The sequence below is a fragment of the Acidovorax sp. genome (assembly GCF_046291265.1).
In the GTDB taxonomy this organism is placed as follows: Bacteria; Pseudomonadota; Gammaproteobacteria; order Burkholderiales; family Burkholderiaceae_C; genus Acidovorax.
Map to the genome: position 1 here is coordinate 40,569 of NZ_JBKBTV010000023.1, position 13,904 is coordinate 54,472.

General features: G+C 63.3%; 13 protein-coding genes. 6 read left to right on the forward strand and 7 right to left on the reverse strand.

Going from position 1 to position 13,904, the window contains the following annotated elements:
* Positions 1–2: 2 nt before the first annotated feature.
* The 3 genes from ACK41V_RS11095 to ACK41V_RS11105 all read right to left on the reverse strand — a co-directional run bounded on the left by ACK41V_RS11095 (position 3) and on the right by ACK41V_RS11105 (position 2,376).
* Positions 3–818, reverse strand: coding sequence for a TatD family hydrolase (locus tag ACK41V_RS11095; protein WP_409782001.1), 816 nt, complete (start codon positions 816–818; stop codon positions 3–5).
* Between the two features lie 104 nt (positions 819–922).
* Entirely contained in the window at positions 923–1,768 is an 846-nt protein-coding gene (locus ACK41V_RS11100; protein WP_409782003.1) for a nucleotidyl transferase AbiEii/AbiGii toxin family protein, read from the reverse strand.
* Entirely contained in the window at positions 1,765–2,376 is a 612-nt protein-coding gene (locus tag ACK41V_RS11105; protein ID WP_409782006.1) for an AbiEi antitoxin N-terminal domain-containing protein, read from the reverse strand. The genes ACK41V_RS11100 and ACK41V_RS11105 overlap by 4 nt, the downstream gene beginning before the upstream one ends.
* A 607-nt stretch (positions 2,377–2,983) precedes the next feature.
* Here ACK41V_RS11105 and ACK41V_RS11110 point away from each other — a divergent pair.
* The gene (locus tag ACK41V_RS11110; RefSeq protein WP_409782009.1) at positions 2,984–3,454 is read left to right on the forward strand and encodes a 2'-5' RNA ligase family protein; all 471 of its coding nucleotides are present in this window, start codon (positions 2,984–2,986) and stop codon (positions 3,452–3,454) included.
* A 106-nt stretch (positions 3,455–3,560) separates the two neighbouring features.
* Positions 3,561–4,631 (forward strand): DUF6352 family protein, encoded by a 1,071-nt coding sequence (locus ACK41V_RS11115; RefSeq protein ID WP_409782011.1) that lies wholly within the window; start codon positions 3,561–3,563, stop codon positions 4,629–4,631.
* 425 nt (positions 4,632–5,056) lie between these two features.
* Here ACK41V_RS11115 and putA read toward each other — a convergent pair whose 3' ends face one another.
* A complete protein-coding gene (gene putA, locus ACK41V_RS11120) occupies positions 5,057–8,815 on the reverse strand; it encodes a trifunctional transcriptional regulator/proline dehydrogenase/L-glutamate gamma-semialdehyde dehydrogenase (RefSeq protein ID WP_409782014.1) in 3,759 nt (1,252 codons plus the stop codon).
* A 126-nt stretch (positions 8,816–8,941) separates the two neighbouring features.
* Between putA and ACK41V_RS11125 the strand changes: the two genes are divergently transcribed.
* The 3 genes from ACK41V_RS11125 (at position 8,942) to rlmD (ending at position 11,342) form a co-directional block, all read left to right on the forward strand.
* Complete coding sequence (locus ACK41V_RS11125; RefSeq protein ID WP_409782017.1) at positions 8,942–9,415, forward strand: Lrp/AsnC ligand binding domain-containing protein; 474 nt, start codon at positions 8,942–8,944, stop codon at positions 9,413–9,415.
* Between the two features lie 114 nt (positions 9,416–9,529).
* Positions 9,530–9,823, forward strand: a complete 294-nt coding sequence (locus tag ACK41V_RS11130; RefSeq protein ID WP_409782019.1) for a hypothetical protein — start codon at positions 9,530–9,532, stop codon at positions 9,821–9,823.
* Between the two features lie 58 nt (positions 9,824–9,881).
* A complete protein-coding gene (gene rlmD, locus ACK41V_RS11135) occupies positions 9,882–11,342 on the forward strand; it encodes a 23S rRNA (uracil(1939)-C(5))-methyltransferase RlmD (RefSeq protein ID WP_409782022.1) in 1,461 nt (486 codons plus the stop codon).
* Positions 11,343–11,445: 103 nt separating this feature from the next.
* Here rlmD and ACK41V_RS11140 read toward each other — a convergent pair whose 3' ends face one another.
* A complete protein-coding gene (locus ACK41V_RS11140) occupies positions 11,446–11,820 on the reverse strand; it encodes a hypothetical protein (protein ID WP_409782025.1) in 375 nt (124 codons plus the stop codon).
* 113 nt (positions 11,821–11,933) lie between these two features.
* Complete coding sequence (locus ACK41V_RS11145; protein WP_409782028.1) at positions 11,934–12,629, reverse strand: Bax inhibitor-1/YccA family protein; 696 nt, start codon at positions 12,627–12,629, stop codon at positions 11,934–11,936.
* A 242-nt stretch (positions 12,630–12,871) separates the two neighbouring features.
* Here ACK41V_RS11145 and ACK41V_RS11150 point away from each other — a divergent pair, with 242 nt between their 5' ends.
* Positions 12,872–13,279 (forward strand): GlcG/HbpS family heme-binding protein, encoded by a 408-nt coding sequence (locus ACK41V_RS11150; protein ID WP_409782031.1) that lies wholly within the window; start codon positions 12,872–12,874, stop codon positions 13,277–13,279.
* Between the two features lie 284 nt (positions 13,280–13,563).
* Here ACK41V_RS11150 and hemP read toward each other — a convergent pair whose 3' ends face one another.
* The gene (gene hemP, locus ACK41V_RS11155; RefSeq protein WP_409782032.1) at positions 13,564–13,785 is read right to left on the reverse strand and encodes a hemin uptake protein HemP; all 222 of its coding nucleotides are present in this window, start codon (positions 13,783–13,785) and stop codon (positions 13,564–13,566) included.
* Positions 13,786–13,904: the final 119 nt, after the last annotated feature.

The following is a 13,904-nucleotide window of genomic DNA, read 5'->3' on the forward strand; positions in this document are numbered from 1 at the left end:
ATTCAATTGACTGGAAGGTCGAACATCCGTCGGCTGTTGGAGCTGCAGGCTCGAATGATCTCGTCGACATCGCGACCCATGAGTTCTGCCACGCCGGCGGCGACCCATGGAAGATTGGCCGGCTCGTTGTGTCCACGACGTTTTTCGGCATTCTTGGGAAACAGATAGGGGGCATCCGTCTCAAGGTGCAGTCGATCCAGCGGTATGGCCGGCAGGGCCTCTCGAAGCGCCTGGCCGCGTTGGAGATCTGTGACCCAGCCCGTGATGCCAATGTCGAGCCCCAGCGCGAGAAAGGCTTCTGCTTCCGCGCGGTTGCCCGTGAAACAGTGCACGACGCCACGCGCTCCATCGGCCACCACAGGGGTAAGCATGTCGTGGAAATCGGTGAAGGCGTCGCGGCAGTGCAGAAAAAGCGGCTTGCCAGTCTCTACGGCCATTGACAGCTGTTGCTCGAAGGCCATGCGCTGCGCTTGGGGAGTCGAAAAGTTGCGGTTGTAGTCAAGGCCGCACTCTCCGACAGCCACGACTTCCGGGCATTTCCAGAGTTCAGTCAGCTCGCGAAAGGTGCTTGGGTCGTACGATTTTGAGCCGTGGGGGTGTACCCCAGCAGTCGCGAAGACGGTGCCCGGATTGGCTCTTGCAAGCTCAAGGGCCAGACGGCTGGAAACCGCCGATGTGCCTGTCGCGAGGATCTGGGTCACGTTGGCCGCCCGTGCACGCATCAACAATTGATCAGTCAGCGACACCAACTGCGCCGAGTGGAAATTGACGCCGATGTCGACCAATTGCGCTCGTTCGAATTTTGATCCTGTGCTCATGCGCCAATGGTATGAGGTGCGGCAGATCGTCCATCTGTGCGCAGGTGCGGGACTGTGCTTGGGTGACGCCGCAGCAGGCACACCCTCGACTTCTTCTTCGCCCTTCAGAAGGCCCCGAGTTTCTGGAACTCGCCGCGCAACAGCGCGACGACCTGGGCGAGGTCCAGGGCCTCGAGTCGGTTCTTTTTCAGGAAGGCCGCCCACTGTCGTTGCTTCGCAGCATCCTGCACGAATGTATCGCTCAAGCCCGAGGGGAGGGTGCTGGGCATCGCGAGTTTCCGCCGATCAAAAGTGGCCTCGACTGCGCGGCGCAGTTCGGCGGTTTTCAAGGCACCTTCGGTCAGCAACACCCATAGATCAAAGTAGTCCTTCATGCGGGTATTGGCGATGCCGAGCAGGCACAGCGCATGAAACTTCTCGGCCACCACCGTGTATTTCGGATAGGAGCGCAGTTGCGGGGCGGGCAGGTCTTCGAGCAGCACCGGGTAGCTGACCGTCTCCGGCGCCGGCGTGACCGCGTCGCCAAAACCGATGTCCACCTGCAGCGCGATGCGCGCACCATCCAGCTTCGCCCGCAGGTCGATCCGCACACCGCCGTAGCCCGCCTCCCTGCGGATCACCGAGCCATTGACCGAGGCAGGATCGAATGCGATGCCATCCTCCACCTCGATCTGGCAGATCTCGCGGAAGGCCGCCACAGCGGTGTCGATATCGTCCGGACCAAATCCCAGCAGGTCCGCATCCCGCGTCGGCCGATGCGGTTGGTCGTACCACAGCGAAAACAGCAGTGCGCCCTTGAGCAGGTAGTTGGCGGCATGCAGCGATACCGACAGCCGGTACAGGAGCCGCTCCAACCCATAGTGAGTCAGTGTCAGGTTGAAGTCCTGCTTCGTGGCATCGGCGCGCTGCTTCAGGCGGGCGCGGATGGAAGCGGCCAGGTTGCGGCTCATGCGGTGACGCTTTCCAGATAGGGCCGCATGACATTGGCAACGCGATCCACCGTGGCGTAGTGCCAGAGCGCATCCATGGTCAGCTTGCGCTGTGTCCAGCCATCGCGCAGCGCTTCCAGCGCTACGTCCAGGCCGATCTTGTTGCGGTACTTGAAACAGTCAGCCACCGTCTTGGCCGCGTTGAACACCGGGACGTTCACGCCGTCGATCTCGACCGGCTCGATGCCCTCGGTCAGAGCGTCGCCGGACATGCGCACCACGCGCAGGGCAGGCTGGTCCAGCCGGGGTGTGGGCGAGTGATGGGGGATTGCCATCCAGACCTCGAAGGGCGCTTGCGTGCCGATGCCATGGACGCGCAGCGCCGACAGCAGGCACACCACGCCACGCGGCACGCGCAGGGCTACCTCGGCCAGAGACCGGTGCTCGCTGAGCGGGCGCCCTGGCAGGCTGTAGACGCCGCGGGCGATGCGCTCAAGCTTGCCGGCTGCAACCAGCCGGCTGAGCACCACGGTCGGCAGGCCCTGCTCAGCCAGATCTCGCGCGCGCAGCAGTGGCCGACCTCCGGCGAACGCAAGGACGGCTTGTTCGAGCGTAGAGTCCGAGCCCATCCCTGAAGTATGTTGCAATAATTAGTCATTTGTCAATAAACGACTAGCTAACGCAATGCCATTGAAGGCTACCTGGAAATGCCAAAGGCGTGAGTTTCGGAACAGCGCTCCCACCGCGTAAGGCGAACCCATCCTGGAAGCCCGGTAGGACACCCTGCCTGCGCCGTCTTGCAGCCAGCGCGTTTGACGCGCGCAAAATAGAGCCTCGGTGCTGGCGATCGTTGACGATTGATGGGCAGGAGTAGCTTCCCCGCAAACCGAGTCCATCTCCCGCGCCAGTAAAAGCGCTCGTTTTTCGACGGTAGAAGTGACGGTAAAGTACGATGTCCCAACCCAACAAAGCTAGCATTCATGCGGGTTTTCGGCCCTCGGAAACCATTGAGTGGGAGTGAGCCGACGGGGCCATGCTCACTGAAATACTGTTTATTTAAACAGTATTGATGCACAATGCACCGGATCTCCCAGAGCTTTGTGTGCCATGGCCCAGCCTCACGACCTCTACTATTTTCTCTATCCCCCACCGCTTGTCGCCGAAGCGGCTAGGCACGCGTTTCTACGCGCCCAAGGGGACCTTCAGCTGGGTAGAGGGCTGGGTAAAGGCGATCCTATGCCCGACGACCGGCTGCACATCACACTGCACTCCCTGGGGCGCTTCCTGAACGGCGTTCCACGAGAGGTACTTGACCTGGCGCTCGCTGCGGGTGGGGCAATGGACTACGAGCCGTTTGGCGTCAGCCTCAATTTGCTGCAGTCCCGGGGCGGGGGTGGCGCAGGGAAGCTGGGTACTGTCGAGTTGGCTGCGCAAGCGGGCGCAGCGCGCGAACTGCGAGGGTTTCAGCGGGCACTGGGCAACACCATGCGCCGCATGGGGTTTGGCGAATCGCAGATACGCAGCCATTTCAATCCGCACATGACTTTGCATTACCAACATGAAGGCATTGGCCGCACGGCTGTTGCGCCCATCACGTGGACGGCGATGCAGTTTGCCTTGGTCGACAGTCTCTACGGGTTGGGCAGGCACGAGGTGCTGGCGCGTTGGTTCCTGGAGGCGCGGCAACAGGCCTTCGTTGATTGGTGATGATGTGAAGCTGGTGGATACCCGTGCACCCTTGGGTCATGGCGTCGTCCAGCGAAAGCTCTAGCGGCTACCATCCACCGCAGCCGCACGATCTCTTTCTTTCTTCATGACAACTCCTCACGATTTCTGGCCCAGTTGCGGTTTCCAAACCCTGGAGCGCAACGCGCGTGGCTGGCTGGTGCCCACCAATGGATACTTGCAGTGGCTACTCGCCCGGCCTGAGCTGGCGCTGGTGCCAGAGTCCTGCGCTGACGAGATCGCACTGCACGAATCGCTGGCGTTGTCGCCTGCGCGGGTGGTTTCAGCGGCCGAGCTGGCGGCGCTGGAGGACGACGATGCCCGCGAAAACTACGCCGTGTTTCTGCGCTTTCGCGATGGCCTGCTGGCTGCGGGCACTTTGGAAGCGTACTACCTGCAACTCATGCGCAGCGGATCGGTGAACGTGCCCGCTGTGTTTATCGACGCCGTGGTGCAAGCTCTGCTGCGCAACCTGCTTGACGATTGCAACGATGCCTTTGAAGCCCGTGCGGCCGAGATGCTGTTTCGCCCGCAACGCATCACTTTGCAAGACGGGCAAATGCTGGCAGGCGATCGTGAAACGCTGGACATGTTGAATGAGACGGCGGGCTTGGGCGAGGTGGGGCGGCTCCTTTTGCAAAGCGGGGCACTTCAGCCCACAGCGCAGGTGCAGGTGCTGGCCGTCGACAACGCCGGTCAGTATTGGCAAGCGAGTGATCGCCACCACTTTCTGCTCGACCTGACCCACGAACTGACGCAGGACCTGAGCCATGGCTTGACTTTCAAGATGACCCGCGCCCGCTCGGGCTTGAAGGCGCTGGCCCGGGTCTTGGAGCGCTGGGTGGCCCACTTGCTGGGCGTGCAGGTGTCGATTGAGCCTGTGCACCAAGTCACCGACAGTGCGTGGCGCTGGCATGTGGGGCTGGATGTGGAGTCCACCGCCATCCTCAACGACTTGTACGAGGACCGCTCGGTCGATGCGGATCGCATGGCGCGCCTGGTGAGTCTGTTCACACTGACTTTCGCCGACCCGGCCGAGATGCGCGCGGATGTGGCGGGCAAGCCGGTGTACTTGGGGCTGGCGACCACGGCAGATGGTGTGGTGCGCATCAAGCCGCAGAACCTGTTGCTCAATCTGCCGCTGGCGGCGCAATCTTGAGATGCTATTGAATGGATAGCTGCTAGCGCTTTATCTATAAGCGCTGGAGACCTATTTCATTCAAATTTTCTATTTCTACCCTCATCAAGTAGGTCGGGTTAGCGCAGCGTAACCCGACGCCACCGCTGCGGGGCGTGCAGGTGTCGGGTTACGCCCTGGCGGGCTAACCCGACCTACGTGGCTGACCTTTGTTAACCCGACCGAGATGCGCGCCGACGTGGCGGGCAATCCGGTGTACCTGGGGCTGGCGATCAAGGCAGATGGCGTGGTACGCATCAAGCCGCAGGACTTGCTGCTCAATCTGCCGCTGGCATCAGCGTCTTGATTGCTATCGAATAAATAGCTGCTAGCGGATGATGAATAAGCGCTAGCGGCTAATTTGATTGAAATTTCTCCACGCCGGATGTTAGCCCTGTGCCAGACGCTTATCCAATCGTCATCAGGCTGGCATTGCCCCCGGCCGCCGCCGTGTTCACACTGAGCGCGCGTTCGATCACCAGCCGTTCCAAAGGAATGTCCACGGCGCCGGGCTGCAGTGCCGTCACGCCCACGATGGGACCATCGCGGCGGGCGAGGGCGGAGCACGCGGCCTGCAGCGATGGGGCGTCGCCGTGGTGCAGCACGGCATCCAGCACCAAAGTGCCGTTGTTCAGTGTGTTGTCCTGCAGCATGACCTGCGCTTGCACCAGCGTGGGCAATTGCGTGCGCTGGCTGGCCTGGGCGGTGGACCACAGGGCTGTGCCGCCAGTGGCGAGCACGGCTGCGGTCTGCACCAGCAGGTCGTCCACACTTTGCGCCAGGCACAGCACCCGGGCGCGCGGTGCCAGGGTGTAGACGTTGCGCTCGCCCGTGGGGCCGGGCAGGGTGCGGGCGGTGCCGCTTTGGGTTTGCTGGGCAAACTGCTGGCAGGTGGTGGCCAGAGTTGCGTTGCCTTGTTGCTGCGCCCATTGCTGCAAGGTGGCCAAGGGCGCCAGCAGGCGCTCGCGCGCAGCATCTTCGGGCGGGGTGGCGCTGTCAGCATCCGCAAAGGTGCGTGCCAGCGCATCGGCCGGGCGCTGCGACAGCAGGCGCAGCAGGTACAGCGGCCCACCTGCTTTCGGTCCCGTGCCCGACAGGCCTTCGCCGCCAAACGGCTGTACGCCCACCACGGCACCGACCATGTTGCGGTTCACGTACACATTGCCTGCGTGGGCGCGGTTCACCACGCGGGCAATGGTTTCGTCGATGCGGGTGTGTACGCCCTGGGTCAGGCCGTAGCCGGTGGCGTTGATCTGGTCCAGCAACTGGTCCAGGTCGTTGCGTGCGTAGCGCACCAGGTGCAGCACAGGGCCGAAGACTTCGCGCTGCAGCTCGCCGATGTGGTTCAGCTCGATCAGCGTGGGGGGCACAAAGGTGCCTTGGTGGGTCGCAGTCGCAAGGTGCTGCGGGTGCTGGAACACGCGGTGGCCTTGCGCCTTGAAGTTCTCGATGTGTTGGGTGATGCCCGCTTGCGCTTCGGCATCGATCACCGGGCCCACGTCCACCCGCAGCGCACCGGGGTTGCCCACGCGCAGTTCGCCCATGGCGCCTTGCAGCATCTCCACCACGCGGTCGGCGGCTTCTTCCTGCACGCACAGCACGCGCAGGGCGGAGCAGCGCTGGCCTGCGCTGTCAAAGGCCGACGACACCGCATCGCCCACCACCTGTTCCACCAGCGCGGACGAGTCCACGATCATTGCGTTCTGCCCCCCGGTTTCGGCAATCAGCGGGATGGGGCGGCCTGCGGCATCCAGGCGCCCGGCCACCGTGCGCTGCAGGATGCGCGCCACCTCGGTGGAGCCAGTGAACATCACGCCCATCACGCGGGCGTCGCCAATCAGGCGGGCGCCCACGGTCTCGCCCTGGCCGGGCAGCAACTGCACGGCGGCGCGGGGCACACCGGTCTGCCACAGAAGGCGCACGGCTTCGGCGGCGATCAGCGGGGTCTGCTCTGCCGGCTTGGCCAGCACGGGGTTGCCTGCGGCCAGCGCTGCCGCCACCTGGCCCATGAAGATGGCGAGCGGGAAGTTCCAGGGGCTGATGCAGGCCACCGGGCCCAGCGGGATGTGGGTGGCGTTGTCGAAGGTGCTTTGCACCTGGGCCGCGTAGTAGCGCAGAAAGTCCACGGCCTCGCGCACTTCGGCGATGGCGTTGCTGGCGCTCTTGCCTGCTTCGCGCATCAGCAGGCCCATGAGGGGCTGGATGCGCTCCTCCAGCAAGTCGGCCGTGCGCAGCAGCGCGGCAGCACGCTCGGTGGGCGGTGTGGCCGCCCAGGGGGCTGCGGCGGCCTGGGCGTGGGCCAGGGCCTGGTCCACATCGGCGGTAGTGGCCTCTTGCACCTGGCCCACCACATCGCTGTGGTCGGCGGGGTTGCGCACGGGCTGCATGGGGCCTGCGGGGGCATCAGTACCCAGCAAAGGGGCGGCGGTCCAGGCATGGGCGGCAGTGGCTTGCAGGGCGGCGGCCAGTTCGGTCAGCGTGTTTTCGTTCGACAGGTCCAGCCCGCGGGAGTTGCTGCGGTGGGCTCCATACAGGCCCTGCGGCGTGGCAATGCGGGGGTGGGGCAAGCCCGCAGTGCCTTCCACCGCAGCTTGCCGGTCTACGACCAACACGGGGCTCTTTACCAGCTCATCCAGTGCAATCGTTTCGTCGGCAATGCGGTTCACGAACGAGGTGTTGGCGCCGTTCTCCAGCAGGCGGCGCACCAAATAGGCTAGCAGGGTTTCGTGCGTACCCACGGGGGCGTAGATGCGGCAGGGGCGGCCGAGCTTGCCCGCAGTGATGGCACCCACCACCTGCTCATACAGCGGCTCGCCCATGCCGTGCAGGCACTGGAATTCGTATTGGCCCGCGTAGTAGTTGCTGCCCGCCAGTTGGTAGATGGTGGCCACCGTCTCGGCGTTGTGCGTGGCGAACTGGGGGTACACGGCCTCGGGCGCGGCCAGCAGCTTCTTGGCGCAGGCGATGTACGAAATGTCGGTGTGCACCTTGCGGGTGTAGACGGGGTAGTCCTCAAGCCCATCAACCTGGGCGCGCTTGATTTCGCTGTCCCAGTAGGCGCCCTTGACCAGGCGCACCATCAGTCGGCGCTGGGTGCGGCGGGCCAGGTCGACCACGCAGTCGATGACGAAGGGGCAGCGCTTTTGGTAGGCCTGGATGACGAAGCCAATGCCGTTCCAGCCCGCCAGCGTGGGCTCGTGGCACAGGCGCTCCAGCAGGTCCAGCGACAGCTCCAGGCGGTCGGCTTCTTCGGCGTCGATGTTCAGGCCGATGTCGTACTGCTTGGCCAGGGCGGTCAGGCGCAGCACCAGCGGGTACAGCTCGTTCATCACCCGGCCAAACTGCGCGCGGCTGTAGCGCGGGTGCAGGGCCGAGAGCTTGATGGAGATGCCCGGCCCTTCGTAGATGCCGCGCCCGGCGGACGCCTTGCCAATCGCATGGATGGCCTGCTCGTAGGACTGGTAGTAGCGCAGGGCATCCGCGCTGGTCAGTGCGGCCTCGCCGAGCATGTCGTACGAATAGCGAAAGCCCTCCGCTTCCATCGTGCGGGCGTTGCGCAGGGCCTCGTCAATGGTCTCGCCGGTCACAAACTGCTCACCCATCATGCGCATGGCCATGTCCACGCCTTTGCGGATCAGCGGCTCGCCGCCTTTGCCAATCAGGCGGCCCAGCGAGTTACCCAGGCTGCCTTCGCTGTGCGTGGCCACCAGCTTGCCGGTGATGAGCAGGCCCCAGGTGGCGGCGTTGACGAACAGGGACGGGCTCTTGCCCAGGTGGGCATCCCACTGGCCGTGGCTGATCTTGTCGCGGATCAGCGCATCGCGCGTAGCCTTGTCGGGGATGCGCAGCAGCGCCTCGGCCAGGCACATCAGCGCCACGCCTTCTTGCGACGACAGCGAAAACTCCTGCAGCAGCCCCTGCACGATGCCCGCGCGCCCGGCGCTGGCCTTGCGTTCGCGCAGTGCCTTGGCAATGCGCAGGGCCAGTTGCTCGGCTGACGCGGCTTGATCGCCAGGCAGGCGGGCCTGGGCCAGCAGCGGGGCCAGGGCCTCGGGCTCGGGGCGGCGGGTGGCGGCGGTGATGGCAGCGCGCAGCGGGTTGTTCAGCGGGGTGCGGGGGGCGAAGTCAGCGAACGGAGCAGAGGGCAGGGCGGTGGGCTGCGTCATGGCGGTGTCTTTCGGTGGATTTGTGGGCCAAAAGCCTGTTTGGCGTGATGATGGCAATGATCCTTGGACCGATGCTGAATAAATGTTCGAAAATTGCATCTAACGCCGAACTAATAACTATCCAGAATGCAAGCAGATCCCGATATCGACCGAATCGACCGCAAGATCCTGTCAATCCTGCAGGAAGACGGCCGCATTGCCAACCTCAAGCTGGCCGAGGCCGTAGCCCTGTCCCCTACGGCGGTGCTTGCGCGGGTGCAGCGCCTCACGCGCGATGGCTTCATCCTTGGCTACGAGGCGCGGCTGAACCCGTTGAAGCTGGGCGCGGGCATGCTGGTGTTTGTGGAGGTGCTGCTCGACCGCACCACGCCCAATGTGTTCGACCAGTTCAAGGCCGCCGTGCAGGTGCACCCCGAGATCATGGAGTGCCATATGGTGGCGGGCGGGTTTGACTACCTGCTGAAAACCCGCTCTGCCGACATGAACGCCTACCGCCTGTTTGCGGGCAATGTGTTGTGGCAATTGCCGGGGGTGCGCGAGACGCGTACCTATGCGGTGATGGAAGAGGTCAAGCACACCAACCACTTGTATCTGCGCTGAGCGCGGAGGCCGCGTCAGCACCGCAAAGCGGCCTGAAAGCCACAACCGCATTGGCTCGCGCGGCATAAGCCCGCATAATCAGCCGCAGATTTGCCCGAATTGAGGAGAAGAACCATGACCGCCTTGCCCTACGCTGCCGCTGCCCTGGTGGCTGCCCTTTTCAGCCAGTCCGCCGCGGCTTCGTGTTACGTTGTCTACGGCCCCGACAAGGACATCGTCTACCGCGCTCCGGAGCCACCGATCGATATGTCCCGCCAGATTCATGAAACCTTGCCGCTGGTAGCACCCGGCTCCACGCTGGTGTTCTCCCCTGACAACCACGGATGTGACGTTGCCATCAACAGACTGCCACTCGCGTCGGCACAACGCGGCATGGGTGGCCGCCCCGCCCGCGCAGACCGCAGCTAAGCGTCTGATGCCGTCCAGCCCCGGGTCGATGCGGCCCCGGGCCTGAGACAATCGGGGGATGAGCGCACCCAAAGAACTATCCCCCTCGTTTGAACCCTCCGCACAAGACGCCACGGATCTGCCTGAAGGCTGGCTGCACGTGCAGTCCATGGACCTCGACGCCCAGGGCGTTGCCCGCAAGCCGGACGGCAAGGTCATCTTCATCGACGGTGCACTGCCTTTTGAGCTGGTCACCGCCAACACCCACCGCAAAAAGAACAACTGGGAGCAAGCCAGCCTGTTGGCGATTCATCGCGAGTCGTCGCAGCGCGTGCGGCCGGGCTGTCCGCACTTTGGCCTGCATGCAGGTGCGTGTGGCGGTTGCAAGATGCAGCATCTGCACGTGGGCGCGCAGGTGGCCGTCAAGCAGCGGGTGCTGGAAGACAACCTCTGGCACCTGGGCAAGGTCAAGGCCCAGACCATGCTGCGCCCCATCGAAGGCCCTGCCTGGGGCTATCGCTACCGCGCCCGGCTGTCGGTGCGTCATGTGATCAAAAAAGGCCAGGTGCTGGTGGGTTTTCATGAGCGCAAAAGCCGCTATGTAGCCGACATGCAGCAGTGCCCCGTGCTCCCGCCCCACGTCGACGCCATGTTGATGCCCCTGCGGGCGCTGATTGCCGGCATGGACGCGCGTGACACCTGTCCGCAGATCGAACTGGCCTGTGGCGACAGCGTGACCGCCCTGGTACTGCGCCATCTGGAGGCGCTGAGTGCGGACGACATCGCCTGTCTGCGCGCCTTTGCGGCCGAACACCACGTGCAATGGTGGTTGCAGCCCAAGGGCCCGGACACCGTGAAGCTGCTGGACGAGGGCGGCGAGCTGCTTTCGTATGCGCTGCCCGACTTTGGCATCACCATGCCTTTCAAGCCCACAGACTTCACGCAGGTCAACCCGCACATCAACCGCGTGCTGGTCTCGCGTGCGCTGCGTTTGCTGGATGTGAAGCCCGACGAGCGCGTGATCGATTGGTTTTGTGGCCTGGGCAATTTCACCTTGCCGCTGGCGACCCAGGCGCGCGAGGTGCTGGGCATTGAGGGCAGCGAAGCCCTGGTGGCCCGTTCACGCGAAAACTATGCGCTAAATCAGGCTGTAGCGCAGGATCATAAAGCGCTGGCAGCTACTGATTTTGTAGCGCGCAACTTGTTTGAGATGACCCCTGAGATGCTGGTGGCCGATGGGTCCGCCGACAAGTGGCTGGTAGACCCCCCACGCGAAGGCGCTTTTGCGCTGGTTCAGGCGCTGGCCGACATCGAGCAGGCCCGCATCGGAGCGGAAGGTGCAGGCCCGCTGCCCGCTGGCGCCGAGGGCTGGACGCCGCCCAAGCGCATCGTCTACGTGAGCTGCAACCCCGCCACACTGGCGCGCGATGCAGGGCTGCTCGTGCACTCCGCTGGCTACCAATGCACGGCCGCAGGCATGGTGAACATGTTCCCGCATACAGCCCACGTGGAGAGCATGGCGGTGTTTGACCGGGTCTGAGCGTCCCTGAAGCACCGGCGCGGTGTTAGCCAGCACCGCGTCTGCCGCTAAAGATGGTGGGGTGTCGGGTGGCGCCGACCCTGGGCGGCGCAATTCGAAGAAATCAGCTGCGATTGCGGCTGCTCGCCGGGTCGCGCGTTTCGGTCTCGATGTCGGTGGATTTTTCAGCGCTGGCTGGCTTTTCAGCTTTGCCCAGCACCGACGGAGTGCCTTCCAGCTTGTTTTCGCGCATGTACGCGTCCATGTCCTTCCAGCCCGCAAACACCGAGGCCTTGGCGGCTTTGGGGTTCAGCGTGTAGCAGTCTTCCAGCCCCCGCAGCGCATGGCGGCAGGCACCGCCAATGGCCTTGGCTTCTTCATCGCGCTGCGCAACGCGCGGGTCCGGGCCCATGCCCGGAATTTTGTCGCACGCGGCCAGCAGCAGCACGCCAGAGACGGCCAGCAGACGCAGCACGGTGGAAGGGTTGTTGCGATACATGTACTTGCATTATCGGCACGTGGCCCGTTCTATTGAGGCTTGACCCTCTTGGGTGCCCAAGAAAAAGGCTCCCGAAGGAGCCTTTTGACGGAGAAGGGGGTCTTCAGCAATGGTCAGTCGCGCTCGCCGCCTGCGATGCCCAGCAAGGCCAGCAGACTCTGAAACACGTTGAAGATGCTCAGGTACAAGGCCAGCGTAGCGCTGATGTAGTTGGTTTCGCCGCCGTCCAGAATGCGCTTGAGGTCATACAGCATGAAGGCACTGAAGATACCGATGGCAGCCACCGAGATCGCCATCATGCCGGCCGTGGAGCCGACAAAAACGTTGATCACAGCGCCCACCATGAGCACCAGTGCACCCACGGTCAGCCACTTGCCCATGCCCGACAGGTCACGCTTGATCACGCTGGCCAGGCTGGCCATCACGAAGAAGACGCCCGCCGTGCCCGCAAACGCCGTCATGATCAGGTCGGTGCCGTTCTTGAAGCCCAGCACCATGCCAATCATGCGCGACAGCATCAGGCCCATGAAGAACGTGAACGCCAGCAGCACCGGCACGCCGGCGGCAGAGCGCTTGGTCTTTTCGATGGCATACATGAAGCCGAACGCGCCGCCGAGGAACACGATCAGGCCAATGCCGCCGCTCAGCGAGCGGGTGATACCGGTGGCAACGCCGACCCAGGCGCCCAGCACGGTGGGAAGCATGCTCAGTGCGAGCAGCCAGTACGTATTGCGAAGCACCTTGTGGCGCTCTTCCTGCGAGATGCCATAGCCCGCAGAGTGGCCCAGGGTGGTGACGTTGTCATTCATCTTGTGTCTCTCCTTGTTGGCCTGCACAGCGCAGACACAGCAAATTTTAGGTGGTGACGCCATCGGGCATTGCAATAACCGCGTCCGCTCACCTACTTTTGGTAAGGGTTCTTTCGCCCTGGATGGGGGTGAAGGGCGGGGGAGATGTCGCTATGCTTGCCGATTCTTCTCGTTTCGGGTGGCCTGTTGGCAGCCCGGCACTTCTTCTTTCTACGTCTTCTCTCCATATTCTGGATCGCTCCATGAAAACCAAACCCGAACTCGAACTGGCCGACGTCAAGGCAGTGGCCGCCGCAGCCGAAGCCGAGGCTCTCAAGAACAACTGGGCAGTGACTATTGCCATCGTCGACGACGGCGGCCACCTGCTGTGGCTGCAGCGCCTGGATGGTGCAGCGGCGGTGTCGTCCCACATTGCCCCCTCCAAGGCTCGCACAGCCGCCTTGGGGCGCCGCGAGAGCAAGGTGTATGAAGACGTCGTCAACGGTGGTCGCATGTCCTTCCTGAGCGCTCCCGGGATCGACGGTTTGCTCGAAGGCGGTGTGCCGATCATGAAAGACGGCCAGTGCCTGGGCGCAGTGGGCGTGAGCGGCGTCAAGTCCACCGAAGATGCGCAGATTGCACGCGCCGGTATCGCAGCCCTGGGTCTCTGAACAAAGTAGTTTGCCCGATATGCTATTTAATTAATAGCAGCTGGCCCTTGTCCATAAAGCGCTAGAGGCCAAAATGGCTTGAAATTGTCTGGCGCAACAAAAAACCGGCTCAGTGGCCGGTTTTTTTGTGGGTCAATGAATCTCGGGGCGAGGATGTCTGAGTAGAAAAAAAGCCTGGCTACGCGGGCGAACCCGTTGGCTGGCAAAAACGACCCTTTCGAGCTTGTAGCAAGCCCGGGAGTCGCCCCACGATGAAACTTGGAACCAAGTGCAAGTGCGCTGAATTACTTGGTGAGGATGAGCTTGCCCAGCTTGGTGGCTTGCAGGCGGTACACCGAGCCGTTGTGGCTGATGGCGACCGCTTTTTGCCCCTGAAGCAGGGCGCTGCTGTCTACGGCACCCGCTACGGCGTCGACCGAGTGGGCCGTGTCACGGTCTGCACGCGAGACGGGCAGATCGGATGGGACGTTACGCAGGAGCGAGGCGGCGGTCAGAGTGGCTTGCATGAAGAGTTTTCCTGTTGCGTTGCAGTGCGTTTTGCTAATGATAACGATTCGCAATTACTGGTCAAGCGATTTCGGTGTTTCTTTTTGTTCTTTTTTCAGATGGAGTGGCGTGCCGCGCG

Bases quoted from the DNA above. Each gene is read 5' to 3' on its own strand.
- ACK41V_RS11095 (WP_409782001.1), bottom strand. From the start codon at position 818: ATGAGCACAGGATCAAAATTCGAACGAGCGCAATTGGTCGACATCGGC.
- ACK41V_RS11100 (WP_409782003.1), bottom strand. From the start codon at position 1,768: ATGAGCCGCAACCTGGCCGCTTCCATCCGCGCCCGCCTGAAGCAGCGC.
- ACK41V_RS11105 (WP_409782006.1), bottom strand. From the start codon at position 2,376: ATGGGCTCGGACTCTACGCTCGAACAAGCCGTCCTTGCGTTCGCCGGA.
- ACK41V_RS11110 (WP_409782009.1), top strand. From the start codon at position 2,984: ATGCCCGACGACCGGCTGCACATCACACTGCACTCCCTGGGGCGCTTC.
- ACK41V_RS11115 (WP_409782011.1), top strand. From the start codon at position 3,561: ATGACAACTCCTCACGATTTCTGGCCCAGTTGCGGTTTCCAAACCCTG.
- putA (WP_409782014.1), bottom strand. From the start codon at position 8,815: ATGACGCAGCCCACCGCCCTGCCCTCTGCTCCGTTCGCTGACTTCGCC.
- ACK41V_RS11125 (WP_409782017.1), top strand. From the start codon at position 8,942: ATGCAAGCAGATCCCGATATCGACCGAATCGACCGCAAGATCCTGTCA.
- ACK41V_RS11130 (WP_409782019.1), top strand. From the start codon at position 9,530: ATGACCGCCTTGCCCTACGCTGCCGCTGCCCTGGTGGCTGCCCTTTTC.
- rlmD (WP_409782022.1), top strand. From the start codon at position 9,882: ATGAGCGCACCCAAAGAACTATCCCCCTCGTTTGAACCCTCCGCACAA.
- ACK41V_RS11140 (WP_409782025.1), bottom strand. From the start codon at position 11,820: ATGTATCGCAACAACCCTTCCACCGTGCTGCGTCTGCTGGCCGTCTCT.
- ACK41V_RS11145 (WP_409782028.1), bottom strand. From the start codon at position 12,629: ATGAATGACAACGTCACCACCCTGGGCCACTCTGCGGGCTATGGCATC.
- ACK41V_RS11150 (WP_409782031.1), top strand. From the start codon at position 12,872: ATGAAAACCAAACCCGAACTCGAACTGGCCGACGTCAAGGCAGTGGCC.
- hemP (WP_409782032.1), bottom strand. From the start codon at position 13,785: ATGCAAGCCACTCTGACCGCCGCCTCGCTCCTGCGTAACGTCCCATCC.